Origin of the sequence: Nocardia sp. NPDC005998 (assembly GCF_040614395.1) — a bacterium.
Lineage (GTDB): Bacteria > Actinomycetota > Actinomycetes > Mycobacteriales > Mycobacteriaceae > Nocardia.
In genome coordinates this window covers 277652-299205 of record NZ_JBEXUI010000004.1, presented here as the reverse complement: position 1 = coordinate 299205, position 21554 = coordinate 277652, and the positions used below count along the sequence as shown (strand labels likewise).

The window sequence follows — 21554 nt, the reverse complement described above, 5'->3', positions numbered from 1 at the left end:
CAACTTCCACACCGATACCGCGTCGGCGGGGCTCGCGTTTCGGCTGAACTGGGCTCAGCGTCCCGCGGCGGTGAGCTGGTAATCCGCTTCGAGCAGCATCCACCCGCTCAGCTGTACCGAGAGATCGCGGCTCAGGTTCGTCGACGAAGCGGCGGACGAGTGCGGGCGCGGGCGAAAGGTTCCTGGCTGCTCCGGCACCGTGACCGCGCGGGTCCAGTCCGGACCGAACAGGGGTAGTCCGTCCACCTCGGCGCGGTGCTCCCAGGCCGCCCGCGCGGAAGCGTGCACGATATTCGCGGCGGTGGTGTCGTCCAAGGCCAGTGCGGCTTCGGCGAGATACCTGGCGAGGATGCCCATGAACAGCCCAGAGTCGTTCCCGGAGGCCGCGACGATCACCCCCGCGTCCGTGAGCCGGTCCTCGGTTGCGGCAACCAGTGCTGCCACGCGGCTGTGATGGCTCGATTCGCCTGTGCGCACTGCCAGCTCGGTTTCCAGCCCGATGGTCACGCCCTGGCTGTAAGTGTGGATGGTCGGGTCCACTTGTCCGCGGGGCTCATGGACACCGTCGAGGATCAGGCCGCTGTCGGTGTCGCGTAATCGGGCGTGCAAGAAATCGGCAAGTTGTCGGGCGCGGGACAATTCGCCCAAACGCGCCATGGCGATACCGGTTGGACCGATCGCAGGGGTGTTGTAGAAATCGTCGCCGGAGCGCCAGGGCACCGCACCAACGACCGGGTTCCAGCCGTCGATCAAGGCGGCCCGCAGGTCCCCGACGGCGTCGCTGAACCGGACACCGAGCAGCCGGTCGGTGCGTTCGAGCGCCAGCACCAGCCACGACATATCGTCGTAGTAGTGGTTGGTCCAGCCGGTGAGGTTGCGGGTCCGGATACCGCGTGCGAGGGCAACGACCCGGTCGATGCGTTCGGGGGTGCGGGCGCGGTACGCGGCGTCCACCGCACAGTCGAGAAGATGAGCTTGCCACCAGTAGCACCATCGTACGAATGACTGGTCCAGCGGGGACGCCGGCCAGACGAGCGTGCCGAGCCGCATCTGCGGTTGGCCCCAGAGCGTGTGCACGTGTCGCTGCACGATCGCCTGTTCCGCCAGGTCAGCCCGCTTCCCGGGCTCCTCGGGGCCCGCTGACACCGTCCGCGTGATCGCCCCTGCCTGCGTCGGCTGCGCCATTGGGCTGAGCGCGATCGAGGCTCCGGCCGCCAACAGCATGCTGCGTCGACTGATCCCCTTGTTCCGGCGATCCATCCGCTCGGACTCCCTTTATTGAACAACGATCACCGGAGCCGGGAACCGTGCGGCTACATGCTATCTCGCAACGACCACCGCGGCGCGGCGCCAACCGGCTGCCCAGGTGCAGACGTCAACCGCCGAGCGTGGCTCCGGCCGCTCGGAGATCGACGAAAACCATTTCGCCGTTGGCAATGCCGAAGACAGCGCTGTCCGAACCGGCCACAGCGCTGAAGAACTCGGCCGGGTCGGCCCGGGGCGGTCCTGGCGGGAGCGCAGGAGGTCCAGGCTGATTCGTCCGACCACGGTGGTCAGCCAGCCCGCCAAGTTGCCGATGGTCGACGCGTCCTGGCGGGCGAGGCGCATCCAGGCTTCCTGAACCACGTCCTCGGCGTCGGCGTGCGAGCCCAGTACGTGGTACGCGACGGTGCGCAGCCGATCGCGCTGGGCTTCGAACGCCTCGGTTACGAGGCCGGACGAGTGGGCGCTGCAGGCTTCGGTACGATTGTCGCGGCTGCTTTCGTGATCGACCGAACCTGGTCCGCCGTTGTCGCATAGGCTGTTTCGAGTCGCTGTGTCAGCAAGGAGTTGCGCGCAATGGGCCAACCGTTCCAGCCTGGACCACCGCCATACAATCCGTCACCAAGTCCGGGATGGGCAGCCCCCATCGGCCCGGGCGGCTGGCAACCAAGGCCGGGCTATCCGCCCCGTGGTGGGCGTGGTGCGGCCGATGCGATAGCCGCGGTTGCATTGGCGCTGGCGGCGATCTTGTATCTCGTGCGCCGAATCTGGCTCTACCTTCAGTTCGACAAGTTCTTCTGGAGCGACGTCATTGTGATCATCAGTGTCCTGTTCGCCCTGGTCGCCATGATTCTGCTGTTCACCGCGAGCAAGCGCGCGACCGCCCGGATCGCAGCCGGGATCGCAGTCGGCATGATGTTCGTCCCCAACGTCAGCTATGTTCTCAGCGCCTTCGATCGCGGTGTCCTGCGCCGCTATGGCGTGTGGGCAGACGGTGGTTGGCTGTCGATCCCGGCGACGCTCATCGCGCTCATCGCGATCGGCGCACTGTTTGCGGCAGCGTCCAGCGTGGGACCACAGCATGTCCAAGGGGCCGGGCCCCAGCCGCCAGGCGCCCAGCCACCGAACTCGTGGCCCCAGCCACCGATGGGCCAACCGCCGGTCGGCTACCCCGGCCAGCACCAGCCGCTGCCACCGCAGTGACCCTTCCCGGGCGTGTCGTAATGGTCATGTGACGTTGCCGGTGTTCGATGCGTGGCAGGACGAGTGCGGCGGCGACAATTGCACCGATCCGGTAGGGGTATAGGCTGATTCGGCGCAACGCTATGAAGATGACCGTTAGCAGCGAGTTCCCGCGTTCGCTGATAGCGGGTTTGCTGTTGCGCTCGGTGTTCGCCGCCCGCCGGTTTTAGTGGTCTTTGCAATACTTCGGGCATCCCCGGTCGGGCTATTTCATCGAAAGCCCGGCCGAGGGTGCCTGTTTCGAGAGTTATCCGATCAGTTCGATTTTCCTGTCATTGGTTGGCGCCGGCGATACCGCCGATGATTCCCCCGATTATGCAACCGGGCACGAATCCGGCGACAAAGAACAGGAGCCCGATCAGCGCGCCGACCGCGCAGCCGATCAGCACACCCGCAACCGTGGTGCCCGCATCACCGATGAACTGCAGCGGGGCCGATGCCGGTGCGTTGACCGGCGTGAGCGTCAATGTCGTTGCCGCGGCATCGACTTCGGGCGTGACCTGAATCTGTTGGCCCGCCACCGTCTGCAGCGTTGTCGGTACGGTTGCGACCACCGAACCATCGGGCGCCAGCACGCTGATGCCCGCATCCGGCGTCAGCACGAACCTGCCGGAGGCCAGCGTGATGGTGGCATCGGAGCGGTCCGTCGCCACCGCTGCGGTGTATTCGATGCCGTGATCCACCCCGTTGAGGACGGTTTCGGATGGCACTTCGGGCGAGCCGTAGGCGGTGGCCGCGGTGATGCCGGTCGCGGCTATGGTCAAAACCGTTGTCGCCACCATTTTTTTGATCTTCATCAGCATTTCCAATCATCCAGCCGATTCGATTGATGTTCCCCGAGAAACGGACATGGGACATCAATCATGATGCGCTTCCGGAGCGCTCGGCGTCGACGGTTTCAGGAAATCGAATTACGTTGCAAGATCAAATGATTCGAAAACACAGAGGAATTGGGGGATTGCTTTTTCCGCTATTCCAGTTCACCCTCGGTCTCCAGGTAGATCTGGCGCAATCGGTCCAGCGTCGCCTGCTCCGGACGCTCCCACAACTCCCGTTGCGCCGCCTCCAACAGACGCTCGGCAATGCCGTGCAGCGCCCACGGGTTGGACTGCTCCATGAACTTGCGGTTCACGTCATCGAAAACGTAACTCTCGGCGAGCTTTTCGTACATCCAGTCGGCCACGACATTGGTGGTCGCGTCGTAGCCGAACAGGTAGTCGACGGTAGCCGCCATTTCGAAGGCGCCCTTATAGCCGTGCCTGCGCATCGCCTCGAGCCAGCGCGGGTTCACCACCCGGGCCCGGAAGACACGTGCGGTCTCCTCCGAGAGCGTGCGGGTGCGCACGGCGTCGGGGCGGGTGCTGTCACCGATGTAGGCCTCCGGATTCTTGCCGGTGAGCGCGCGCACGGTGGCGACCATGCCGCCGTGGTACTGGAAGTAGTCGTCGGAGTCGGCGATATCGTGTTCGCGGGTGTCGGTGTTCTTGGCGGCCACCGTGATCCGGCGGTAGGCGGTGCGCATATCGTCGGCGGCCGGGGCGCCGTCGAGGTCGCGACCGTAGGCGTAGCCGCCCCACGCGGTGTAGACCTGTGCAAGGTCGTCGTCGGTGCGCCAACTCTTCGAGTCGATCAATTGCAGGAGGCCAGCGCCGTAGGTGCCGGGCTTGGAGCCGAAGATGCGGGTGGTCGCGCGGCGCTTGTCGCCGTGTTCGGCGAGATCGTTCTGAGCGTGTGCGCGAACGTAATTCGACTCGGCAGGCTCGTCGAGTTCAGCGACCAGCCGGACCGCATCGTCGAGTAGTGCGAGCACGTGTGGGAAGGCGTCACGGAAGAAGCCGCTGATGCGCACGGTGACGTCGATGCGCGGGCGGCCCAGTTCCGCGAGTGGGATCACCTCGAGTGTGGTGACGCGGCGGCTCGCCTCATCCCAGACCGGGCGGACGCCCAGCAGCGCAAGCACTTCCGCGATATCGTCGCCGGAGGTGCGCATGGCGGAGGTGCCCCACACCGACAACCCGACCGAGCGCGGGTACTCGCCATGATCGGCCCGGTACCGATCGACCAGCGAATCCGCCATCGCCTGCCCGGTCTCCCAGGCCAGCCGCGACGGAACCGCCTTGGGATCGACCGAGTAGAAATTCCGACCAGTCGGCAGGACATTGATCAGACCGCGCAGCGGGGAACCGCTCGGGCCGGCCGGAATGAATCCGCCGTTGAGCGCGTGCAGGATTCGGTCGATCTCCACACCCGTCTGTCGCAGGCGGGGCACTACCTCGGTGGCCGCGAATTGCAGGACGGTGCGGATTGCGGAAAGTGTGGTGTCGGCAGCCGAATCGGTCGCGCTCAGCGCATCGGCGAATGCGTCGACCAGGCCGTCGACCGCGTCCGCGGACCAATCGGCAGCCTGCAGTCCGGCGAGCAGCGCACGCGCCTGGCGCTCCACCGCGTCGACCCGTTCGCGCGCCTCGGTACCGGATTCGTTCAGCCCCAGGGCTTCTCGCAGACCCGGCACATTCCGTTCACCGCCCCACAGCTGGCGGGCGCGCAGCATGGCGAGTACCAGATCGAGTTCGGTCTCCCCCGCCGGTGCCTGCCCGAGCACATGCAGCCCGTCGCGAATCTGCACATCCTTGATCTCGCACAGCCAGCCGTCGACGTGCAACAGCATGTCATCGAAGACGTCCTCGTCGGGCCGTTCGTCCAAGCCGAGGTCGTGGTCCATTTTCGCCGCGCGCATGAGGGTCCAGATCTGCTGGCGGATGGCGGGCAGCTTGGCCGGGTCGAGGGTGGAGATATTGGCGTGTTCGTCGAGCAATTGCTCCAAACGCGAGATATCGCCGTAGCTTTCGGCGCGTGCCATGGGTGGAATAAGGTGGTCGACCAGGGTGGCGTGGGCGCGACGCTTGGCCTGGGTGCCCTCGCCCGGATCGTTGACCAGGAACGGGTAGATGAGCGGCAGGTCACCGAGCGCGGCATCGGTGCCGCAGGAGGCGGACATTCCCAGCGTTTTGCCGGGCAGCCATTCCAAGTTGCCGTGCTTGCCCAGATGCACCATGGCGTCGGCAGCGAAACCGTCCGGCGCCGCAATCCACCGGTAGGCGGCGAGGTAGTGGTGGCTGGGCGGCAGGTCGGGGTCGTGGTAGATGGCGACCGGGTTCTCGCCGAAACCGCGCGGCGGCTGCACCATCAGCACGATGTTGCCGAAACGCAGTGCGGCGATGACGATTTCGCCCTCGGGATCGGCCGAGCGATCGACGTAGAGTTCGCCGGGCGGCGGACCCCACGCCTCGACGACGGCCGCGCGCAGATCCTCGGGCAGGGTGTCGAACCAGCGGGTGTACTGGTCGGCGCCGATGCGGATCGGATTGCCCTCGAGCTGTTCGGCGGTGAGCCAGTCGGGATCCTGACCGCCCGCGGCGATCAGCGCGTGGATCAGCGCGTCGCCGTCATGTTCCGCGAGCCCGGGCACCTCGCCGTCGGCACCGAGATCGTAACCGGCCGACCGCATTTCGGTGAGCAGCCGAATCGCGCTCGCGGGGGTGTCCAGGCCGACCGCATTGCCGATGCGGGCATGTTTGGTCGGGTAGGCCGACATCATGATGGCGATGCGGCGCTGTTCGGCCGGGATGTGGCGCAGTCGCGCATGCCGGACCGCGATACCGGCGACCCGCGCCGCGCGCTCGGGATCGGGCACATAGGTGGACAGGCCGTCGGCGTCGAATTCCTTGAAAGAGAACGGAACCGTGATGATGCGGCCGTCGAATTCCGGGACGGCCACCTGGGTGGCGACATCCAGTGGTGAGAGGCCGTCGTCATTGGCCTCCCATTGGGCGCGGCCGCTGGTGAGGCACAGACCCTGCAGGATCGGCACATCCAGTTCGGCAAGGGCCGCGACATCCCAGGCTTCGTCATCACCACCGGCCGACGCGCTCGCGGGCTTGGTGCCGCCCGCGGCGAGCACGGTCACCACCAAAGCGTCTGCTGTGCGCAGAGTTTCGAGCAGTTCCGGCTCGGCAGTGCGCAGCGACGCGCAGTACAGCGGCAGCGCCTTCGCGCCCGCATCCTCGATCGCGGTGCACAGCGCGTCGATGTAGGCAGTATTTCCCGCGAGATGTTGTGCGCGGTAATAGATCACGGCCACCGTCGGCGGTTTCTCGACATCCGAGCTCGGGTCTGCTGTCGCGCTCGGATCGCGGTGCGCGCCAGGGTGACCGGACGGCCGGGAAATGGCCGCAGGGTTGCGCACAGCGCGCTGCAATTCGCCCCAGCTCGGCAGCTGCACCGGCGGCTCGAAGCCGTGGCCGGTGAGCAGCACCGTATCCGAGAGGAAGTTGTGCAGCTGCCGCAGGTTTTCCGCGCCACCGGCGGCGAGGTAGTTGTGCGCGTCGGCGGCCACCCCGCCGGGGACCGTCGAACATTCCATCAACTCGGCATCGGGAGCGATCTCACCACCGAGGGCCACCACCGGCACCCCGCTGGCGCGCACCGCTTCGAGCCCGTCCTCCCAGGCCCGCTTGCCGCCGAGGATGCGCACGATCACCAGATCGGCGTCGTCGAGCAGTGCGGGCAGGTCCTCGAGCAGCAGCCGAGCCGGATTCCCCCATCGATACTCGGCACCGCTCGCACGTGCGCTCAACAGATCGGTGTCGGACGTCGACAGCAGCAAAATCACAGGTGGCAGCCTTCCTCGGGTGACGCGCCCATCGGGTACGGTGCTCGCCGGAGAGGGTCTGGCTGTTGACAGTGGCGCGACCGCACCGGAGTTCCACCGGTTTCCTCATCGCCCGTCGAGCACCCAGATGCTATCTGGTGCCGAATCGCGGTCCGGGCGACGCACCCATACGAGGCCCTAACCGCGGCTGCGGACCGATAACGGTCAGGCCGGTTTCGCTCAGATCAGATCAGATCAGCGTTTCCGTCGATGACCTTCAGGTGGTAGTGGAATTTGTCGACGCGCCAGCCCGCATCGGTGCGCTCCGCGCCGATGGTGTAGCTGCCGACAAAGGTGCGGGTCTTGCCATTGGCCGCATCGTTCTTCACGTGGACGGCGATGGCGTCGGCGTGGATCTCGGCGTGGTCGCCCTGGAGGTCGACCAGATAGTTGCCCGCTTGGTGATGGACGCCGTCGAGGTCATCGAGACCTGCGCGCCAATCGCCGACGATATCGGCCGTGGGACGCACCGCCACCGGCCCACCGAAGCCGCCATCGAAATCGACCTTGCCGGTGAACACCTCCGAGAGCAGGTCATCCCACCGTTTCTGGTCGGTATAGACGAACATCCTGGTGACCACGTCGATTATCGCGAGTCGGTCGGCAACGGTGGAGATTTCACTCATGCGCTCACCCTAGAGCGCCGACCGAGATCGGCGCAGAGCACGCATCGACACGCGTTCTCCCGCTCGAGGCCGAATCAGGAGCTACTGCCACGGCGTGGTGCCACGACGGGGCGCTGCCCGGAGACGGTTTCCGCGATCTCGACCTCAGGGAAAGTTCGTGCGCCGCAATGGAATCCGCGCATGATGTCATCGCGTACCTGGTCAAGCGCAGCCTCCACGGCAAGGCCCTGCCCGGACTCCTCGCCATCAGGGAAGATTTACACCCGCAATCGAATCCGTCTGCGAAGTCAGAGTGATGAGTTGCTCCACGTCGGTCGTCAGCAGATCGGCGGTACTCGCAGGTCACCGACCGTGCAGATTTACCGCGAGCGTTGGCGGTGCTGATTCGACCGCAACGCGCCGGGCAATGGCGCCGTCCCATTCGCCGCCCGATGACTCCGGTATCGCGCCTGGTCACTTAGGCTGGATGGGTCATGACGCGTACGAATCCCGATTCCTGCCCCGGCGTGCTGCGGCTGCATCAGGCAGCCGATGGGCCACTGGCTCGGATTCGGCTGCCCGGTGGGCGGCTGGAGCCTGGACAATTGCAGGTGTTGGCCCAGGCGGCGGCCGAACTCGGCGATGGAAATATCGAGCTGACCTCACGGGGCAATGTGCAGTTGCGGCAGATGCATGATGCGGCGGCGCTGAGCGAGCGATTGGCGGGTGCCGGGCTGCTGCCGAGTCGGACCCATGAGCGGGTGCGCAATATCGTCGCCTCGCCGCTTTCGGGCCGGATCGGTGGACTGTCGGATGTGCATGGGCTCGTTCCGGTGCTCGACACGGGTTTGCAGGCCGCCGCGCGGCTGGCCGAACTGCCCGGCCGGGTGCTTTTCACCCTCGACGACGGTCGTGGCGATATCAGCGGACTGGCTGGCGATATCGGCGTACACGCCACTGGCGCAGACGAATTCGCGCTGGTGCTGGCCGGTCGTGATACCGGCATTCGCATCTCCCCGGCCGATGCGGTGCAGGTGATGCTGGCCGCCGCACACGGCTTTCTCGACCTCGGCTCCGGCCAGTGGCGGTTGCACGAGGTGGATGACGGCGTGCGGCGAGTGATCGAGATACTCGGCCTGTCCCCCGGCCCCGACCGCCTGGAATTCGGTGCCGCCCAGGACATTCCGATCGGCTGGCTCGACCACGACAACGGTCTGGTCAGCCTCGGCGCGGCCGTTCGCCTCGGTTCCCTGCCCGCCCGGACCGCCGAATTCATCGCCGCCATCGAACATCCCATCTTCATCACCCCGTGGCGCAGCCTGGTGATCACTGATCTGGAGGAATGGCCCGCCGAACAGGTCGTCCGCGTACTCGCCCCCATGGGCCTCATCTTCGATGCCAACTCCCCCTGGCTCCAGGTCAGCGCCTGCGCGGGCCGACCCGGCTGCGCAAAGTCCAATACCGACGTCCGCGCCGACGCGGCGGCCGCCGTCGAATCGGGCCGCGTGCTGTCTCCGACCGCCGCGAACCCGCCCGCCGGAGACACCGAAATCGGCGGCCACCCGCTCGACTCGACGGCCACGAACCTCGTGGACTCCGATGCGGCGACAGATCCTGCTCGGACCGTCGAAATCCGCAACGCCGAGGATGTCACGGTGGCGGGCCGTCAGCACTGGTCCGGCTGCGAACGCCGCTGTGGCCGCCCCCGCGGACCGGTCACCGACGTCGTAGCCACCGAGAACGGCTACCGCATCGACTGAGGTGCGAGCACCTGACCATGGGGCATATGCATGGATGCGTCGATAGCGTTCTCGGCTTCGAATAGCCATCCCCGAGGCCGACCGGCAGGCGCGCCGACCAGCACCTGACGCCATCCGGATCAGCGGCTTGCGCCCCTGCCCACTGCACCCGGGAACGCAGTGGCCAACTCACATGTTCCGATGACAATCGGATCGATCGCCCATGTCCACCCGCCGGACCCGGCATATCGACCGCGCCTCCATCCGGTCCAGCACCGACGCCACTCGGGTCGCTGGATCTCGAGCTCTGCCCGTGGCACGGTGAGCTCAGCGGCTGACTCACGGAGGGAGTATTCCGATGACGATTTGGCGGCTCAGTGATGAGGAGATCGACGCGATGTCCGCCGACGAGCGGCGAGCATTGATCCGGCGACTGCAGTTGCCGCCGGAGCGGGTGCTGCCGCGGCCGGAGATCGTGCGGATCCACCGGCGAGTGCGGTTGACCTTGATGGTGGGCGGATCGATCGTGTTGATCCCGTGGATCGCGTACCTTGCAGTGTCGCTGCCGCCCGACTATCAGGCCCACAACTGGCCGCTCACCTGGGTCGGATTCGACAGTCTGCTGGTCATCATGATGGCGATGACCGCCTACCTCGGCTGGCAGCGCAGGCAACTGCTACTACTACCCGCATTCGGCACCGGCCTGCTACTGCTCGTCGATGCCTGGTTCGACATCACGACCGCGAACCCCCGCGACGTCTGGCTCTCCATCGCCATCGCCTGCGTCGGCGAAATCCCCCTCGCTATCCTGCAGATCACCGGCGCGCTCCTGCTGTTCAAGTTCGTCACCGAGGCCCACCCCTTGGCCGATCCCGAAGTCAGCGCCTGGCGCACCAAACTCCCGTTCTGACACCGCTTCGAGGCATGCAGCACCGCCTCGAATGTTCCGGTCAGCCGAGCCGCCACCACTCGATGCGCGGCGCCGGTCCTCGAGCCCGGGAGCGATCGTGCGTCATTGCACGAAAGCCCTTCGCGCTGAATATTTCAGGAAGCAACCGCGGTCGGCGCGCGGCGCGGATCATCATGGATCTCCAAGGTGCAGCACTTCACGCCACCGCCAGCCTTGAGCAGTTCCGACAGGTCCACACCCACCGGGTTGTAACCCTGTCCGCGCAACTCCGACGCCAGATTGTCGGCGCGGCTGCTGATGAAGACGTTCAGACCGTCGGAGACGCCGTTCAGACCGAGGACCACCGCGTCGGCGTCGGTCGCGCGGATGGCGTCGGGAAACAGACCAGCGAGGATGACCTGGCTTTCGGCGCTGAACGCGGGCGGGAAGTAGGCGACGTTGGTGTCATCGAGCACCATCAGCGCCGTATCCAGGTGGTAGAAGCGGGGATCGACGAGTTGGAGGGAAACGACCGGAAGGTCGAAGTAGTGCTCGACCTCGCGGTGCGCGGCAATCGAACTCCGGAATCCGGTCGCGGCCAGCATGCGCTCACCTACGAGCAGGAAGTCGCCCTCACCCTCGTTGACTTCCTGCGCGCCGACCAACTCCGTCAGACCCCGCTGGGCGAACCAGCGGTGATACGCGGGACCTTCGGCAGCCCGCTCGGGATGGGTGAATCGCGCCGACATCGCCCGATCCCCCACGATCAGACCGCTGTTCGCGGCGAAAACCATATCGGGCAGCCCCGGCTCACCCGGCACCACCTCGATGCGGTGACCGTACTGCTCGAAGGTCGCACGCAGCACCTCCCATTGCGATAGCGCGAGTGCGCGATCGACGGGTTCCTGTGGATTCATCCACGGATTGATCGAGTAGAAGACGTCGAAATGATCCGGACGGCACATCACGAACTGCCGCTGGGTCGGCTGCCGTGCGGGCTCGATGCGGAGCGTGGTTACAGAGGTCAACGTGTCTCCCGGAGGTAGCGCGGATCGTTCCGCTGCCACGAAGGTAATTCGCCTACTATTGCGTCAGAAACAACGATTCATTGCGCATGATCGACCGAATTCAGCGAATCATTGCGCGATGAGAGAGCGAGTGTGGCGTGGACGACATCGATCGGCGAATCCTCGCCCATCTGCTCAAGTCCGCGCGCGCCTCCTTCCAGGAGATCGGCGCGAAGGTCGGACTCTCAGCCCCCGCGGCCAAGCGCCGCGTAGACAAGATGGTCGCCAGCCGCCAGATCACCGGCTTCACCGCACTCGTCAACCCCGCCGCACTGGGCTGGACCACCGAGGCCTACGTCGAGGTCTACTACCGCGACAACATCACCCCCGCCGAACTCCGCCGCACCCTAGAACCCATCCCCCAGGTAATAGGCGTCTGGACCATCGCAGGCGAGGCAGACGCCCTGGTCCACGTAATGGCCACCGACATGGCCGAAATCGAATCCACAGTAGAACGAATCCGCGAAAACACCCGAGTAGGCCGCACCCGCTCCTCCATAGTCATGTCCCGAATCCTCGAACGCCCAAGAACCTGATCGTCGAGAATGCGCGCATGCAGGTACCTACTCGACGTACCTGCATCAGCGCATTCGCGCTGGATGTGCCCCGGGGGTTTGGGCGAGGTGGGGGGCTTTTAGGGTGGGGCGCATGGGTGGTTGGTACCTGAGTGATGGGGCCGAGATTTATCGGCGGTCGTTTGCGACTATTCGGGCGGAGGCGGATCTTGGTGGGTTTCCGCGGGATGTTGCGCAGGTGGTGGTGCGGATGATCCATGGGTGTGGGCAGGTGGATCTGGCGGGGGATGTGGCGTTTTCGAATGGGGTGGTGGCGGCGGCGCGGGGGGCGTTGCGGGGTGGGGCTCCGATTCTTTGTGATGCGCAGATGGTTGCGTCTGGGGTGACGCGTAAGCGGCTGCCTGCTGAGAATGATGTGATCTGTATGCTTGCGGATCCGCGGGTGCCGGAATTGGCTGCGGCGATGGGGAATACGCGCTCTGCGGCGGCGGTGGAGCTGTGGCGGGATCGGCTCGATGGCGCGGTGGTCGCGATCGGGAATGCGCCGACCGCGCTGTTCCATCTGCTCGACATGATCGATGCGGGGGCGCCGCGGCCAGCCGCGATCCTCGGGATTCCGGTCGGCTTCATCGGGGCCGCGGAATCGAAGGACGCGCTGATCGAATTCGGCGGGGTCGAGTATCTGACCGTACGTGGACGGCGTGGTGGCAGTGCCATTACCGCGTCGGCACTGAATGCGATTGCGAGCGAACAGGAATGAGCAGCGGGAAGTTGTGGGGTGTCGGGCTCGGCCCTGGCGATCCCGAGCTGGTGACGGTGAAGGCGGCGCGGGTGATCGCGGCGGCCGATGTCATCGCCTTCCATAGCGCGCGGCACGGTCGCAGCATCTCGCGCGCCATCGCCGCGCCCTATATGCGTGCGGACCAACTCGAGGAACACCTGGTCTACCCGGTGACCACCGAGACGACCGACCACCCCGGCGGCTATCAGGGCGCCATCGACGAGTTCTATGCACAAGCCGCCGAACGCCTCGCCGTACATCTGGCGGCGGGCCGGTCCGTCGCGCTGCTCGCTGCGGGCGATCCGCTCTTCTACAGCTCCTATATGCATATGCACCGCCGGTTGGCCGACCGGTTCGAGGCCGAGATCATCCCCGGCATCACCTCGGTGAGCGCAGCCTCGGCCGCCCTCGGCACACCGCTGGTCGAGGGCGAACAGGTACTGACCGTCCTGCCCGGCACCATGCCCACCGATGAACTCACCCGCCGCCTTCGCGATACCGACGCCGCCGCCATCATGAAGCTCGGCCGCACCTATCCCGCTGTGCGCCAGGCTCTCTCGGACTCCGGCCGCCTCGCCGACGCCTACTATGTCGAGCGCGCGAGCAGCACTCGCGAACGCGTCCTCACCGCCGCCGAGGTCGACGATGCGGACGTACCCTATTTCGCCATCACCCTCGTCCCCGGCCCCCAGCCGACAACCCCACTGCGCCTTAAGAATTCAGGACGCGATCAGCGGCACACGACCGAAGCAGCGGACGCGTCCGGGCTCATCGCGCTGGGCACCACCGCCCTGACCACTCCCGACCCAACGCATGCAGCCACGCCCGACGCCACCGACCCCGCCTCGGGGCTCGGCGAAGTCGTGGTGGTCGGGCTCGGTCCGGGCTCGCCCGAGTGGACCACGCCCGAGGTCGAACGCGCACTTGCCGAGGCGACCGATCTGGTCGGTTACACGACCTACATCAATCGGGTGCCGTCGCGTCCTGGGCAGCGCAGGCATGCCAGTGACAACCGGGTGGAATCCGAACGTGCCGCCATGGCATTGGATCTCGCGAAGCAGGGAGCAAAGGTCGTCGTCGTGTCCTCGGGTGATCCCGGGGTGTTCGCGATGGCGGCGGCGGTGCTGGAGGAATCCGCCGATCCGCAGTGGCGCGAGGTGCCGGTGCGGGTGTTGCCGGGACTTACCGCGGCCAATGCCGTCGCCAGTCGAGCCGGCGCGCCACTCGGTCACGACTACGCGATGATCTCGCTTTCGGATCGGCTCAAGCCGTGGGACGTCGTCGCGCGACGGCTTTCGGCGGTTGCCGAGGCGGATATGGCGATCGCGATCTACAACCCGGCCTCCAGCCAGCGCACCTGGCAGGTCGCCGCGATGCGTGACGTACTGCTCGAGCATCGCAAGCCCGACACCCCGGTGGTACTCGGCCGCGATGTCGGCGGGCCCACCGAATCCGTCCGCGTCGTGACTCTCGCCGAGCTGGATCCGGCCGAGGTCGATATGCGCACCCTGCTGATCATCGGAGCGTCCACCACCGCCGTCATCGAGTCCGATCAGGGCACCCGGGTGTACACCTCGCGCCGCTATCAGCACTGATTCCGGTCCCGGAGTGAAACCGTAAACATTCCGAAAACGGTTTCGGCCAAGCTGAACGCACAAACAACAGCGGGCCGCACGGACCCGCGACAACCGGAAGGCAGTATCGCCCATGCGCAAGCTCAAGCTCCAGGTTCAGACGACTATCAACGGGTACATGTCCGGCCCGAACGGCGAGATGAACTGGATGACCTTCCCGTGGTCCGATGACTTCGCCGCCCGCATCGCCGCCATCACCGCCGAATTCGACACCATCGTGCTCGGCCGCAAGCTTGCCGAGGGCTTTATCCCGCACTGGGCCGCCAAGCCGGAACACGAGCCCCAGGAGGCCATCGACAAGATGAACAACACACCCAAGGTCGTGATCTCCAATAGCCTGACCGAATCGCCGTGGGAGAACACCGTCGTCGCGGGCGGTGATCTCGGCGCGACCATCAACGGGCTCAAGGCGCAGCCTGGTGGGGACATCATCGTCTACGGCGGTGGCACACTCGTCGCGAACCTGATCGCCGAGGACCTGATCGACGACCTGCACCTGTTCGTCAACCCGACCGCGATCGCCGCGGGCCTGCCGGTCTTCCGCGGCACCACCCGGCTCGACCTCGTGTCCGCCACCGGATTCGAGTGCGGTGTGACCGAACTGCACTACCGGCCGAAGAGCGCCTGATCGCGCTCGCGGCTTGCCGAAGATGCCGATCAATACATTGATCGGCATCTTCCACGTTTGTGGCGGTCCTGCTGACTTCCCCGCGGCCTACCGGGTGACCCGCCTACTGGTCCACGACACCCCGCCACCGGGCTGAACCGCTCGACCACGCCGAACGGCTCGACATCAACCCCTCGGGCGCGCGATGTCGATCAACTGTGTGAGAACTTCAACCGCGCCAGTCCAGAATGCCGTGCCTCCGCCAACCACGCCGAGCTGAACGACCACTCGGACACCAGGCCAAACGACTACTCAGGACCCGCCAACCGCGCCGATCCGTTGGCCCGGCAAGTCCTACGGCAACCGGAGCTCTTATCGGGAGCGATAGTTCCGGGCCACGAGCGCCAAGCATCCGGCCGCAGCTACGGCGGCGACCGCGAACATCGTCGGATAGCCAACACCGAACGACTGGTGCAGGAACGCCAGCAGCGCGGGGACGCCGAAGCCGAGATAGCTGCCGGAGTAGAAAACCGCGGTCAGCCCGGCCAGGTCGTCGGGGCGGGCGATGCGTTCGATCTCCTGCAGTCCGGCCACCAGCCCGATCCCATAGCCAGCGCCGAGCACGACGGCGGTGACAATCGTGAGCGGCATGGCCAATGTGGCGCAAGCCCATGCGGCCGTGACCATTCCGCAGGCCACCAGTGCCAGCGCAACCACTGCGGCACGAGCCGTGCCGGGCCGATCGATCCGGCGGGCCGCCGATTGGATGGCGAAACCGCAGCCGAGGGTGACCACCGTGATGAACGCGGAGAACGCGATGGGAGCATCGTGCACCTTCGGCGCCATCAGTGTGGGCATGACCGCGTAAGCCGTTGCGGCAGAGGTGAACAGCCACAGCGCGACCGGCAATGCAACACACCGGAATCGGCGATGCGCGGCCGCCGGAACCTTCAGATCATCGATCAATCGACCCGAATTACGCTGCAACGATAACGTTTCCGGTGCCCGAGCCACCCAGGCCGCTGCGACCAGACACAGCACGGCATTGATCAGATATGCCAGCGTATTCGGCAGCGGAGCCCATTGCGCAAGCACCCCCGCCACACCGGCACCGACGGCGAACCCGCCGGTCAGGCTCATCGCCGAACGTCGCGCCCCGGTCCCGGCCGGCAGCTGTGGCCCGAACGGCTGTTGCGAAAGTTCCTTGAGCCAACTGCTTCCCACCGCCATTGCCGAGCCGAGCGCGACCCCGCAGAGCACCCGTCCGGCCGATAGTAGCGGCACCGACGCGGATCCGAAGGCCAGCAGCAGCGAACCGGCCGCGGCGATCAGCGGTGCTGGGCGCATCAGCATGCGGCGGCCGTAGCGGTCCGAGAGGGGGCCGCCGATCAGCAGGGCGGGCACAATACCGAGCACATAGTCGAACAGCAGTAGATCCACCGTGGTGACCGGCAGTCCATTGCCCTTGTACATCACCAGCAGCGGTGTGAATTCGTTTCCGCCCCAGGCGATCGCGAATATCGCGGCCGCGACACCCCACCACTGTCTCGCACCCCGGCCCTGCTCCGACCTGGCGTCGACGGCGAGAAGCGTTGCCATTACAGGCCTCGCATTTCGAGTTGGTGCACGCCGGACATATGGTCGACGAGCGCGGTGGCGAATCCGGCCATATCGCCGGTCTCGATCAGCTCGGCCAGGCGCGTGTGCTGCTCGATGATGCGGGCGGTGTCGGTTGAACCGCGATGCAGCGCAGCGCTGTTCATGCGGCGCTGCCGTTCGCGCAGCGAGTCGTAGAACGCGGTGAGCAGCGGATTGCCCGCGGCGACCACATAGGTGCGGTGAAAGTCGGTGTCCGCGACGGCGAAACGCTCGAAGTCCGCGGCGGCGGCCAGCTCGCGCTGGCGATCCAGCGACGCGTGCAGTTCGGCGATCAGTGCCGCGCGATCTGCCGTAACCACCGCACGGACCGCCGCAGTCTCCACGACGTAGCGGGCGTGTACGACGTGTTCGGCCTCGGCGGGCGGAATCGGCACCACCAGCGCACCGCGTTTGGGGTAGAGCTTCATCCATCCCTCGACCTCGAGTCGCAGAAATGCCTCCCGCACCGGGGTACGGGACATGCCGAGGTCAGTGGCGATCTCCCCCTCGCTGATCAGCTCACCACCCGGCAACGCGCCGGTCAGGATGCGTTCCTTGACCTCGCGGTAGGCGAGTTCGGCGGATGAATACGTCTTAGACACAAGTTGCATCTTAGCGACGCGACATGGGAGCCGATGCAGGGCCCGGCGGCACGCGTCGTATAACATTCCACTATGGAACGTTAAGGGAAGGAGCAGTCTGTTGGCGAACACCTCGACACAACGCAAATCGCTGAACTCCACGGCGGCGTCGCTGCTCGGATTTCTGCACGACGGTCCGATGTCGGGCTGGGATTTGGTGACCGAGGCCCAGGATCGCATCGGCGACTTCTGGACCATTACCCAAAGCCAGGTCTATCGAGAGCTGGCCACCATGGACGCGGCCGGACTCGTCGAAAAGGGTACGATCGGCGCGCGCGACCGCACGCCGTATCAGATCACCGACGCGGGGCGCGAAGCGTTCCTCGAGTGGGTGGCTCGCGATCCGGGTGCGGAGACCATTCGCGTGCCGCTGCTACTGACCCTATCGTTCGGCAAGCACGTCGATCCCGATCACCTCGATCGAATCATCGCCGCCAACAAGGAGATTCACCAGCAGCGTCTGGACCACTATCTCGCCGACGAGCACACCGGCATGTCCCCCTACCAACGTGCCACCCTCGAATTCGGCATCGGCTATGAGCGCACAGTGCTGGCCTGGTTCGACAAGCTGCCAGAACTCCTCGGCCGGTGAGCAGAGCCCCCGCAGGCTGCTACGGGACTGCACGCTGAAACCGACCCCCTGGACATGTCGCGACAACCACGGCGGCGCGGCCTCGGCGATCACCGCAACCGTCGCACTGTGCCGTGCACACAAGAACGGGAAGGGCTCCGGCTTCACATCAGCGGATCGAGTCGATTACGAACGACCGGATGCGATATCCCGCAACCATTTCCACGCCTCCGAGACCGTCTCGGCGACAATCGCCGCGGCCGGCAACTCGGGTCGGTCCACGACGACGACGGGAATGCCCGCCGAGCGAGCGGCGGCGAGTTTGGCGCCGGTCTGATCGCCGCCGCTGTCCTTGGTGACCAGCAGATCGATCCGGTACTGGATGAGCAGGCGCAACTCATCCGCGGGTGAGAAAGGCCCACGTGCGAGGAGTAATTCATGTTGCGGCGGCAGTGCGCCGGCGGGCGGGTCGATAGCGCGAATCAGGAACCACCGGTCCGTCAACCCCGCGAAGGCCGCGACGCCCTGGCGGCCGATTGTCAGGAAGACGCGCTCCCCCAGTCCGGAAACCGCCTGCGCGGCCGCGTCGAGGTCGGGCACCCGGTGCCACCGATCGCCGGACTGTTCGCGCCATCCGGGCCGCCGCACATGCAGTAGCGGCAGGCCGAGATCCGTTGCGGCACTGGCCGCATTCGTGCTGATCGTGCTCGCGAACGGATGTGTGGCATCGATGATGACCGCGATCTCGTTGGCCACCAACCACTTCCGTAAACCATCGACTCCGCCGAAGCCGCCGATCCGCACCGGCCCCTCCGGCAGCAGCGGATCACGAACACGACCGGCGAGCGAGGAAACGATCTCGAATCCTCGCTCGCCGGAAGCGATGTGGGCGAGTTCCCTGGCTTCCCCGGTACCACCCAGAATCAGAGTTTTCAGGGTTGCCCGCTGAAATAGGCGATGCCCGCGTTGATCAGGTTCGGGCCGCCCGCGATGAGCAGGCCGATGAGCGCGCCCACCGGCAGACCGATGCCGAAGAAGAAGAAACCGATAATGCCGCCGATGACCGCACCGAGCGACGCGCGCTGCAGTTCGCTGAAGAACCACTCCTGCGAGGAGATGGCCTCGGCGGAGGCCGTTGCCGCGGCAGCGGTCGGCTTGACATCGGGGGTCAGCGTCAGCTTCTGGGCCGACGGGTCGATGGTGGCGGCGATCGGGATCAGCTGGTCACCGACCTTCGCCTGCAGCGGGATCGAGGTGACGACCGCGCCCTCGGTGTTCTTCACCGTGACGTACTTCTGGTCGGCGTCGAGACTGAACGCACCGCCGGTGACGGCCGCGACGATCGACTTGTCGACCAACTGCACCGCATAGTTCACGCCATGGTCCTCGCCCTGTACCGCGGGCGCGGCCTGGTTCTGCACGGCCGGAGCGGGTGCCGCCGGAGCAGCGCCGGACGTACCCGCCGCAATACCGGTGGCGGCAACGGCCATCATCGCGGTGGCGGCAAACTTCTTGTACTTCATAAATCTCCCCAATAGGACACGGACCCGGCGATAACGTCCGGATCTCGGGCACCGACCCTACCGCCGGATGGAGTCCGTTTCACCTACCAAGTGAGGTTTTCAGAACGAGCCGCCTTTCACGACGACGCACTGCGTGACGGGCAGCTGCGGCCGCCAGGTCGTGAACCTGCCGAGGGCTTCGGCCCGGTAGATCTGAAACTTCCGCAGTTCACCGCCGTGCGCGGCGGACCAGTTCAGCAGCAGCGCTTCGGATTCCGCGGTGACCGCATTCGCCACCAAGCGACCGCCCTGGCGTAGATGGGACCAGCATGTCTCGAGTACGCCATCTCGAGTGAGGCCGCCGCCGACAAAAATGGCATCAGGAGGCGCGAATTCGGTAGATTTTCCTACCTCGGTGAGCACCTCTGCGCGCACACCGACGTGCGGAACACCCAGGGCGGCGGCATTGTCGGCGATCTGCCGCCGCCTGTGTTCGAGTCGCTCGAAGGTGACCGCCCGACAGCTCGGATGGGTGCGGCACCATTCGATCGCGATGCTGCCCGAACCTCCGCCGACATCCCACAGCAATTCCCCGGGCGCGGGCGCCAGCGCGGCCAGCGTCAATGCTCTGACCTCGGACTTGGTGAGCTGACCATCGCCGCCGTACAGCTCGTCCGGTAGGCCGGGCACGCGGGTGGCCCGCGGGTATTTCGGATCGGCGACGCAGTCGATCGCGACGATATTGAGCGGATCACCCGCCGCAAGCTCCCACGTTGCCGCGCGATCGCGCACCACCCGTTCGCGCGGACCGCCCAACTGTTCGAGCACGGTCAGCGTCGATTCCCCGAAACCATTGCCCCGCAACAGTTCCGCGATCCGTCCTGGGGTCTGCTCGTCGGCACTCAACACCAGGATGCGCCGTCGATCCGCCAACTCGGGCAATACCGTCTCCACCGGCCGCCCGACCACACTGACCACCGGCACCTCCGCCAGCGCCCACCCCAGCCGCGCACAGGCCAGCGATGCCGATGACGCCTGCGGAAACACCCGCAGCCGCTGCGCCCCGAACAGCCGCGCCAATGTCACCCCGATGCCATAGAACATCGGATCCCCGCTGGCCAGCACGCACAGCTGCCGTCCCGCGTGGCCATCGAACAACGCGGGCAGCGCGGGCAGCAAAGGCGAAGGCCACTCCCGTGTGTCCGCAGTAATGGTCTCCGGCAGCAACTCCAACTGGCGCGCCGACCCGAATACCACCTCGGCTCCCGAGATCGCCTCCCGTGCAACCGATCCGAGCCCGGACCAGCCATCGGCGCCGATCCCGACAACTGAGATCGGTGGTCCATCCCGGTCCGCGATATTTTGTGCGCCGTTCACCGGGGCATCCGGCGCCAGATGGGTTGGGGCAGTAGCCGGATTGCGAAGATGAACGGTCGCAGGATGCCGGGGACCCAGACGCGGCCTGCGCCACGGCGTAGGCCGCGCACGACCGCGTCCGCCACTTGGTCAGGAGTACTCGACATCGGGGCCGATTCCATGCCCTCGGTCATCCGGCCGATGACGAAACCGCAGCGGAGCAGCAGCAGGTGAACACCGCTGCCGTGCAACGCATCCGCGAGACCGCTGGCGAAACCGTCGAGCCCCGCCTTCGCCGAACCATAGACATAGTTGGCGCGCCGCACCCGCGCTCCAGCGAACGAACTGAAGACGACGATCTGTCCACTGCCCTGCGCACGAAGCAGATTCGCGAGAATGGTGAGCACACTGATCTGCGCGACGTAGTCGGTGTGCACCACCGCGATCGCATGTGCCGGATCACGTTCGGCGCGTGCCTGATCACCGAGCACCCCGAATGCGACCACCGCAACGTCGATCCCGCCGTACTCCGTCGCGATCTTCTCCAGCAGCGCCGGATGACTCGCCGTATCGTCGGCATCGAACTCGACGGCATGCACCGCCCGCGCCCCCGCCGCCGCAATCGCCGCGCTCTCCTCGACCAACTCCCCACTGCGCCGCGCCGCCAACACCACCACCCGCCCCGGCGCCAGCCGCCGCGCCACCTCGAGCCCGATCTCACTGCGCCCCCCGAGCACCACCACCGCCCCGTCGGCAATCCCACGCAATCCCATTCCCCCAGTCTTTCACCCCA

Annotated in this window: 19 protein-coding genes and 2 pseudogenes; 8 read left to right on the top strand and 13 right to left on the bottom strand. The window is 66.2% G+C overall.

What is annotated here, in order from left to right; translation table 11 throughout:
* Nucleotides 1-54 precede the first annotated feature (54 nt).
* A complete protein-coding gene (locus ABZ293_RS09785; RefSeq protein ID WP_355179024.1) occupies nt 55-1260 on the bottom strand; it encodes a glycoside hydrolase family 76 protein in 1206 nt (401 codons plus the stop codon).
* Between the two features lie 249 nt (nt 1261-1509).
* Nucleotides 1510-1677 (bottom strand): annotated as a pseudogene (locus tag ABZ293_RS09780) (sigma factor); the annotation flags it as partial.
* Nucleotides 1678-2019: 342 nt separating this feature from the next.
* On the opposite strand from ABZ293_RS09780, the gene ABZ293_RS09775 reads away from it, so the two are divergent.
* Nucleotides 2020-2466, top strand: coding sequence for a hypothetical protein (locus tag ABZ293_RS09775; protein WP_355179022.1), 447 nt, complete (start codon nt 2020-2022; stop codon nt 2464-2466).
* Nucleotides 2467-2521: 55 nt separating this feature from the next.
* Here ABZ293_RS09775 and ABZ293_RS09770 read toward each other — a convergent pair.
* The 4 genes and pseudogenes from ABZ293_RS09770 to ABZ293_RS09755 all read right to left on the bottom strand — a co-directional run.
* Nucleotides 2522-2623: pseudogene (locus ABZ293_RS09770) on the bottom strand (IS5/IS1182 family transposase); the annotation flags it as partial.
* A 154-nt stretch (nt 2624-2777) separates the two neighbouring features.
* A complete protein-coding gene (locus tag ABZ293_RS09765) occupies nt 2778-3302 on the bottom strand; it encodes a hypothetical protein (protein WP_355179021.1) in 525 nt (174 codons plus the stop codon).
* A gap of 173 nt (nt 3303-3475) precedes the next feature.
* Nucleotides 3476-7177, bottom strand: coding sequence for a cobaltochelatase subunit CobN (cobN, locus tag ABZ293_RS09760; RefSeq protein ID WP_355179019.1), 3702 nt, complete (start codon nt 7175-7177; stop codon nt 3476-3478).
* A gap of 224 nt (nt 7178-7401) precedes the next feature.
* Nucleotides 7402-7842, bottom strand: coding sequence for a nuclear transport factor 2 family protein (locus ABZ293_RS09755; RefSeq protein WP_355179017.1), 441 nt, complete (start codon nt 7840-7842; stop codon nt 7402-7404).
* A 473-nt stretch (nt 7843-8315) separates the two neighbouring features.
* Here ABZ293_RS09755 and cobG point away from each other — a divergent pair, with 473 nt between their 5' ends.
* Complete coding sequence (gene cobG / locus ABZ293_RS09750; protein ID WP_355179015.1) at nt 8316-9581, top strand: precorrin-3B synthase; 1266 nt, start codon at nt 8316-8318, stop codon at nt 9579-9581.
* Nucleotides 9582-9918: 337 nt separating this feature from the next.
* The gene (locus ABZ293_RS09745; RefSeq protein WP_354961839.1) at nt 9919-10470 is read left to right on the top strand and encodes a hypothetical protein; all 552 of its coding nucleotides are present in this window, start codon (nt 9919-9921) and stop codon (nt 10468-10470) included.
* A gap of 134 nt (nt 10471-10604) precedes the next feature.
* Here ABZ293_RS09745 and ddaH read toward each other — a convergent pair whose 3' ends face one another.
* Complete coding sequence (gene ddaH, locus ABZ293_RS09740) at nt 10605-11477, bottom strand: dimethylargininase (protein ID WP_355179013.1); 873 nt, start codon at nt 11475-11477, stop codon at nt 10605-10607.
* Between the two features lie 137 nt (nt 11478-11614).
* On the opposite strand from ddaH, the gene ABZ293_RS09735 reads away from it, so the two are divergent.
* From ABZ293_RS09735 to ABZ293_RS09720, 4 genes are all read left to right on the top strand, one after another.
* Entirely contained in the window at nt 11615-12052 is a 438-nt protein-coding gene (locus tag ABZ293_RS09735) for an Lrp/AsnC family transcriptional regulator (RefSeq protein ID WP_354961841.1), read from the top strand.
* 112 nt (nt 12053-12164) lie between these two features.
* A complete protein-coding gene (locus ABZ293_RS09730) occupies nt 12165-12791 on the top strand; it encodes a precorrin-8X methylmutase (RefSeq protein ID WP_355179011.1) in 627 nt (208 codons plus the stop codon).
* Nucleotides 12788-14407 (top strand): precorrin-3B C(17)-methyltransferase, encoded by a 1620-nt coding sequence (gene cobJ, locus ABZ293_RS09725; protein ID WP_355179009.1) that lies wholly within the window; start codon nt 12788-12790, stop codon nt 14405-14407. The genes ABZ293_RS09730 and cobJ overlap by 4 nt, the downstream gene beginning before the upstream one ends.
* 112 nt (nt 14408-14519) lie before the next feature.
* Nucleotides 14520-15074, top strand: a complete 555-nt coding sequence (locus ABZ293_RS09720) for a dihydrofolate reductase family protein (RefSeq protein ID WP_355179007.1) — start codon at nt 14520-14522, stop codon at nt 15072-15074.
* A 351-nt stretch (nt 15075-15425) separates the two neighbouring features.
* On the opposite strand, the gene ABZ293_RS09715 is transcribed toward ABZ293_RS09720, so the two are convergent.
* Complete coding sequence (locus tag ABZ293_RS09715; RefSeq protein ID WP_355179005.1) at nt 15426-16652, bottom strand: MFS transporter; 1227 nt, start codon at nt 16650-16652, stop codon at nt 15426-15428.
* Complete coding sequence (locus ABZ293_RS09710; RefSeq protein ID WP_355179004.1) at nt 16652-17293, bottom strand: GntR family transcriptional regulator; 642 nt, start codon at nt 17291-17293, stop codon at nt 16652-16654. Before ABZ293_RS09710 ends, ABZ293_RS09715 begins: the two co-directional genes overlap by 1 nt.
* A 100-nt stretch (nt 17294-17393) precedes the next feature.
* On the opposite strand from ABZ293_RS09710, the gene ABZ293_RS09705 reads away from it, so the two are divergent.
* Nucleotides 17394-17924, top strand: a complete 531-nt coding sequence (locus ABZ293_RS09705; protein ID WP_355179002.1) for a PadR family transcriptional regulator — start codon at nt 17394-17396, stop codon at nt 17922-17924.
* A 165-nt stretch (nt 17925-18089) separates the two neighbouring features.
* Here the strand turns inward: ABZ293_RS09705 and ABZ293_RS09700 are convergent, their stop codons facing one another.
* From ABZ293_RS09700 to ABZ293_RS09685, 4 genes are all read right to left on the bottom strand, one after another.
* On the bottom strand, nt 18090-18839 hold the full coding sequence (locus ABZ293_RS09700; protein ID WP_355179129.1) for a cobalt-precorrin-6A reductase: 750 nt from the start codon (nt 18837-18839) through the stop codon (nt 18090-18092).
* Nucleotides 18836-19426: a hypothetical protein gene (locus tag ABZ293_RS09695; RefSeq protein ID WP_354961946.1), complete on the bottom strand. Its 591-nt coding sequence runs from the start codon at nt 19424-19426 to the stop codon at nt 18836-18838. Before ABZ293_RS09695 ends, ABZ293_RS09700 begins: the two co-directional genes overlap by 4 nt.
* A 99-nt stretch (nt 19427-19525) precedes the next feature.
* Complete coding sequence (gene cbiE, locus ABZ293_RS09690) at nt 19526-20782, bottom strand: precorrin-6y C5,15-methyltransferase (decarboxylating) subunit CbiE (protein WP_355179000.1); 1257 nt, start codon at nt 20780-20782, stop codon at nt 19526-19528.
* Nucleotides 20779-21534, bottom strand: coding sequence for an SDR family NAD(P)-dependent oxidoreductase (locus tag ABZ293_RS09685; RefSeq protein WP_355178998.1), 756 nt, complete (start codon nt 21532-21534; stop codon nt 20779-20781). The genes cbiE and ABZ293_RS09685 overlap by 4 nt, the downstream gene beginning before the upstream one ends.
* Nucleotides 21535-21554 lie beyond the last annotated feature (20 nt).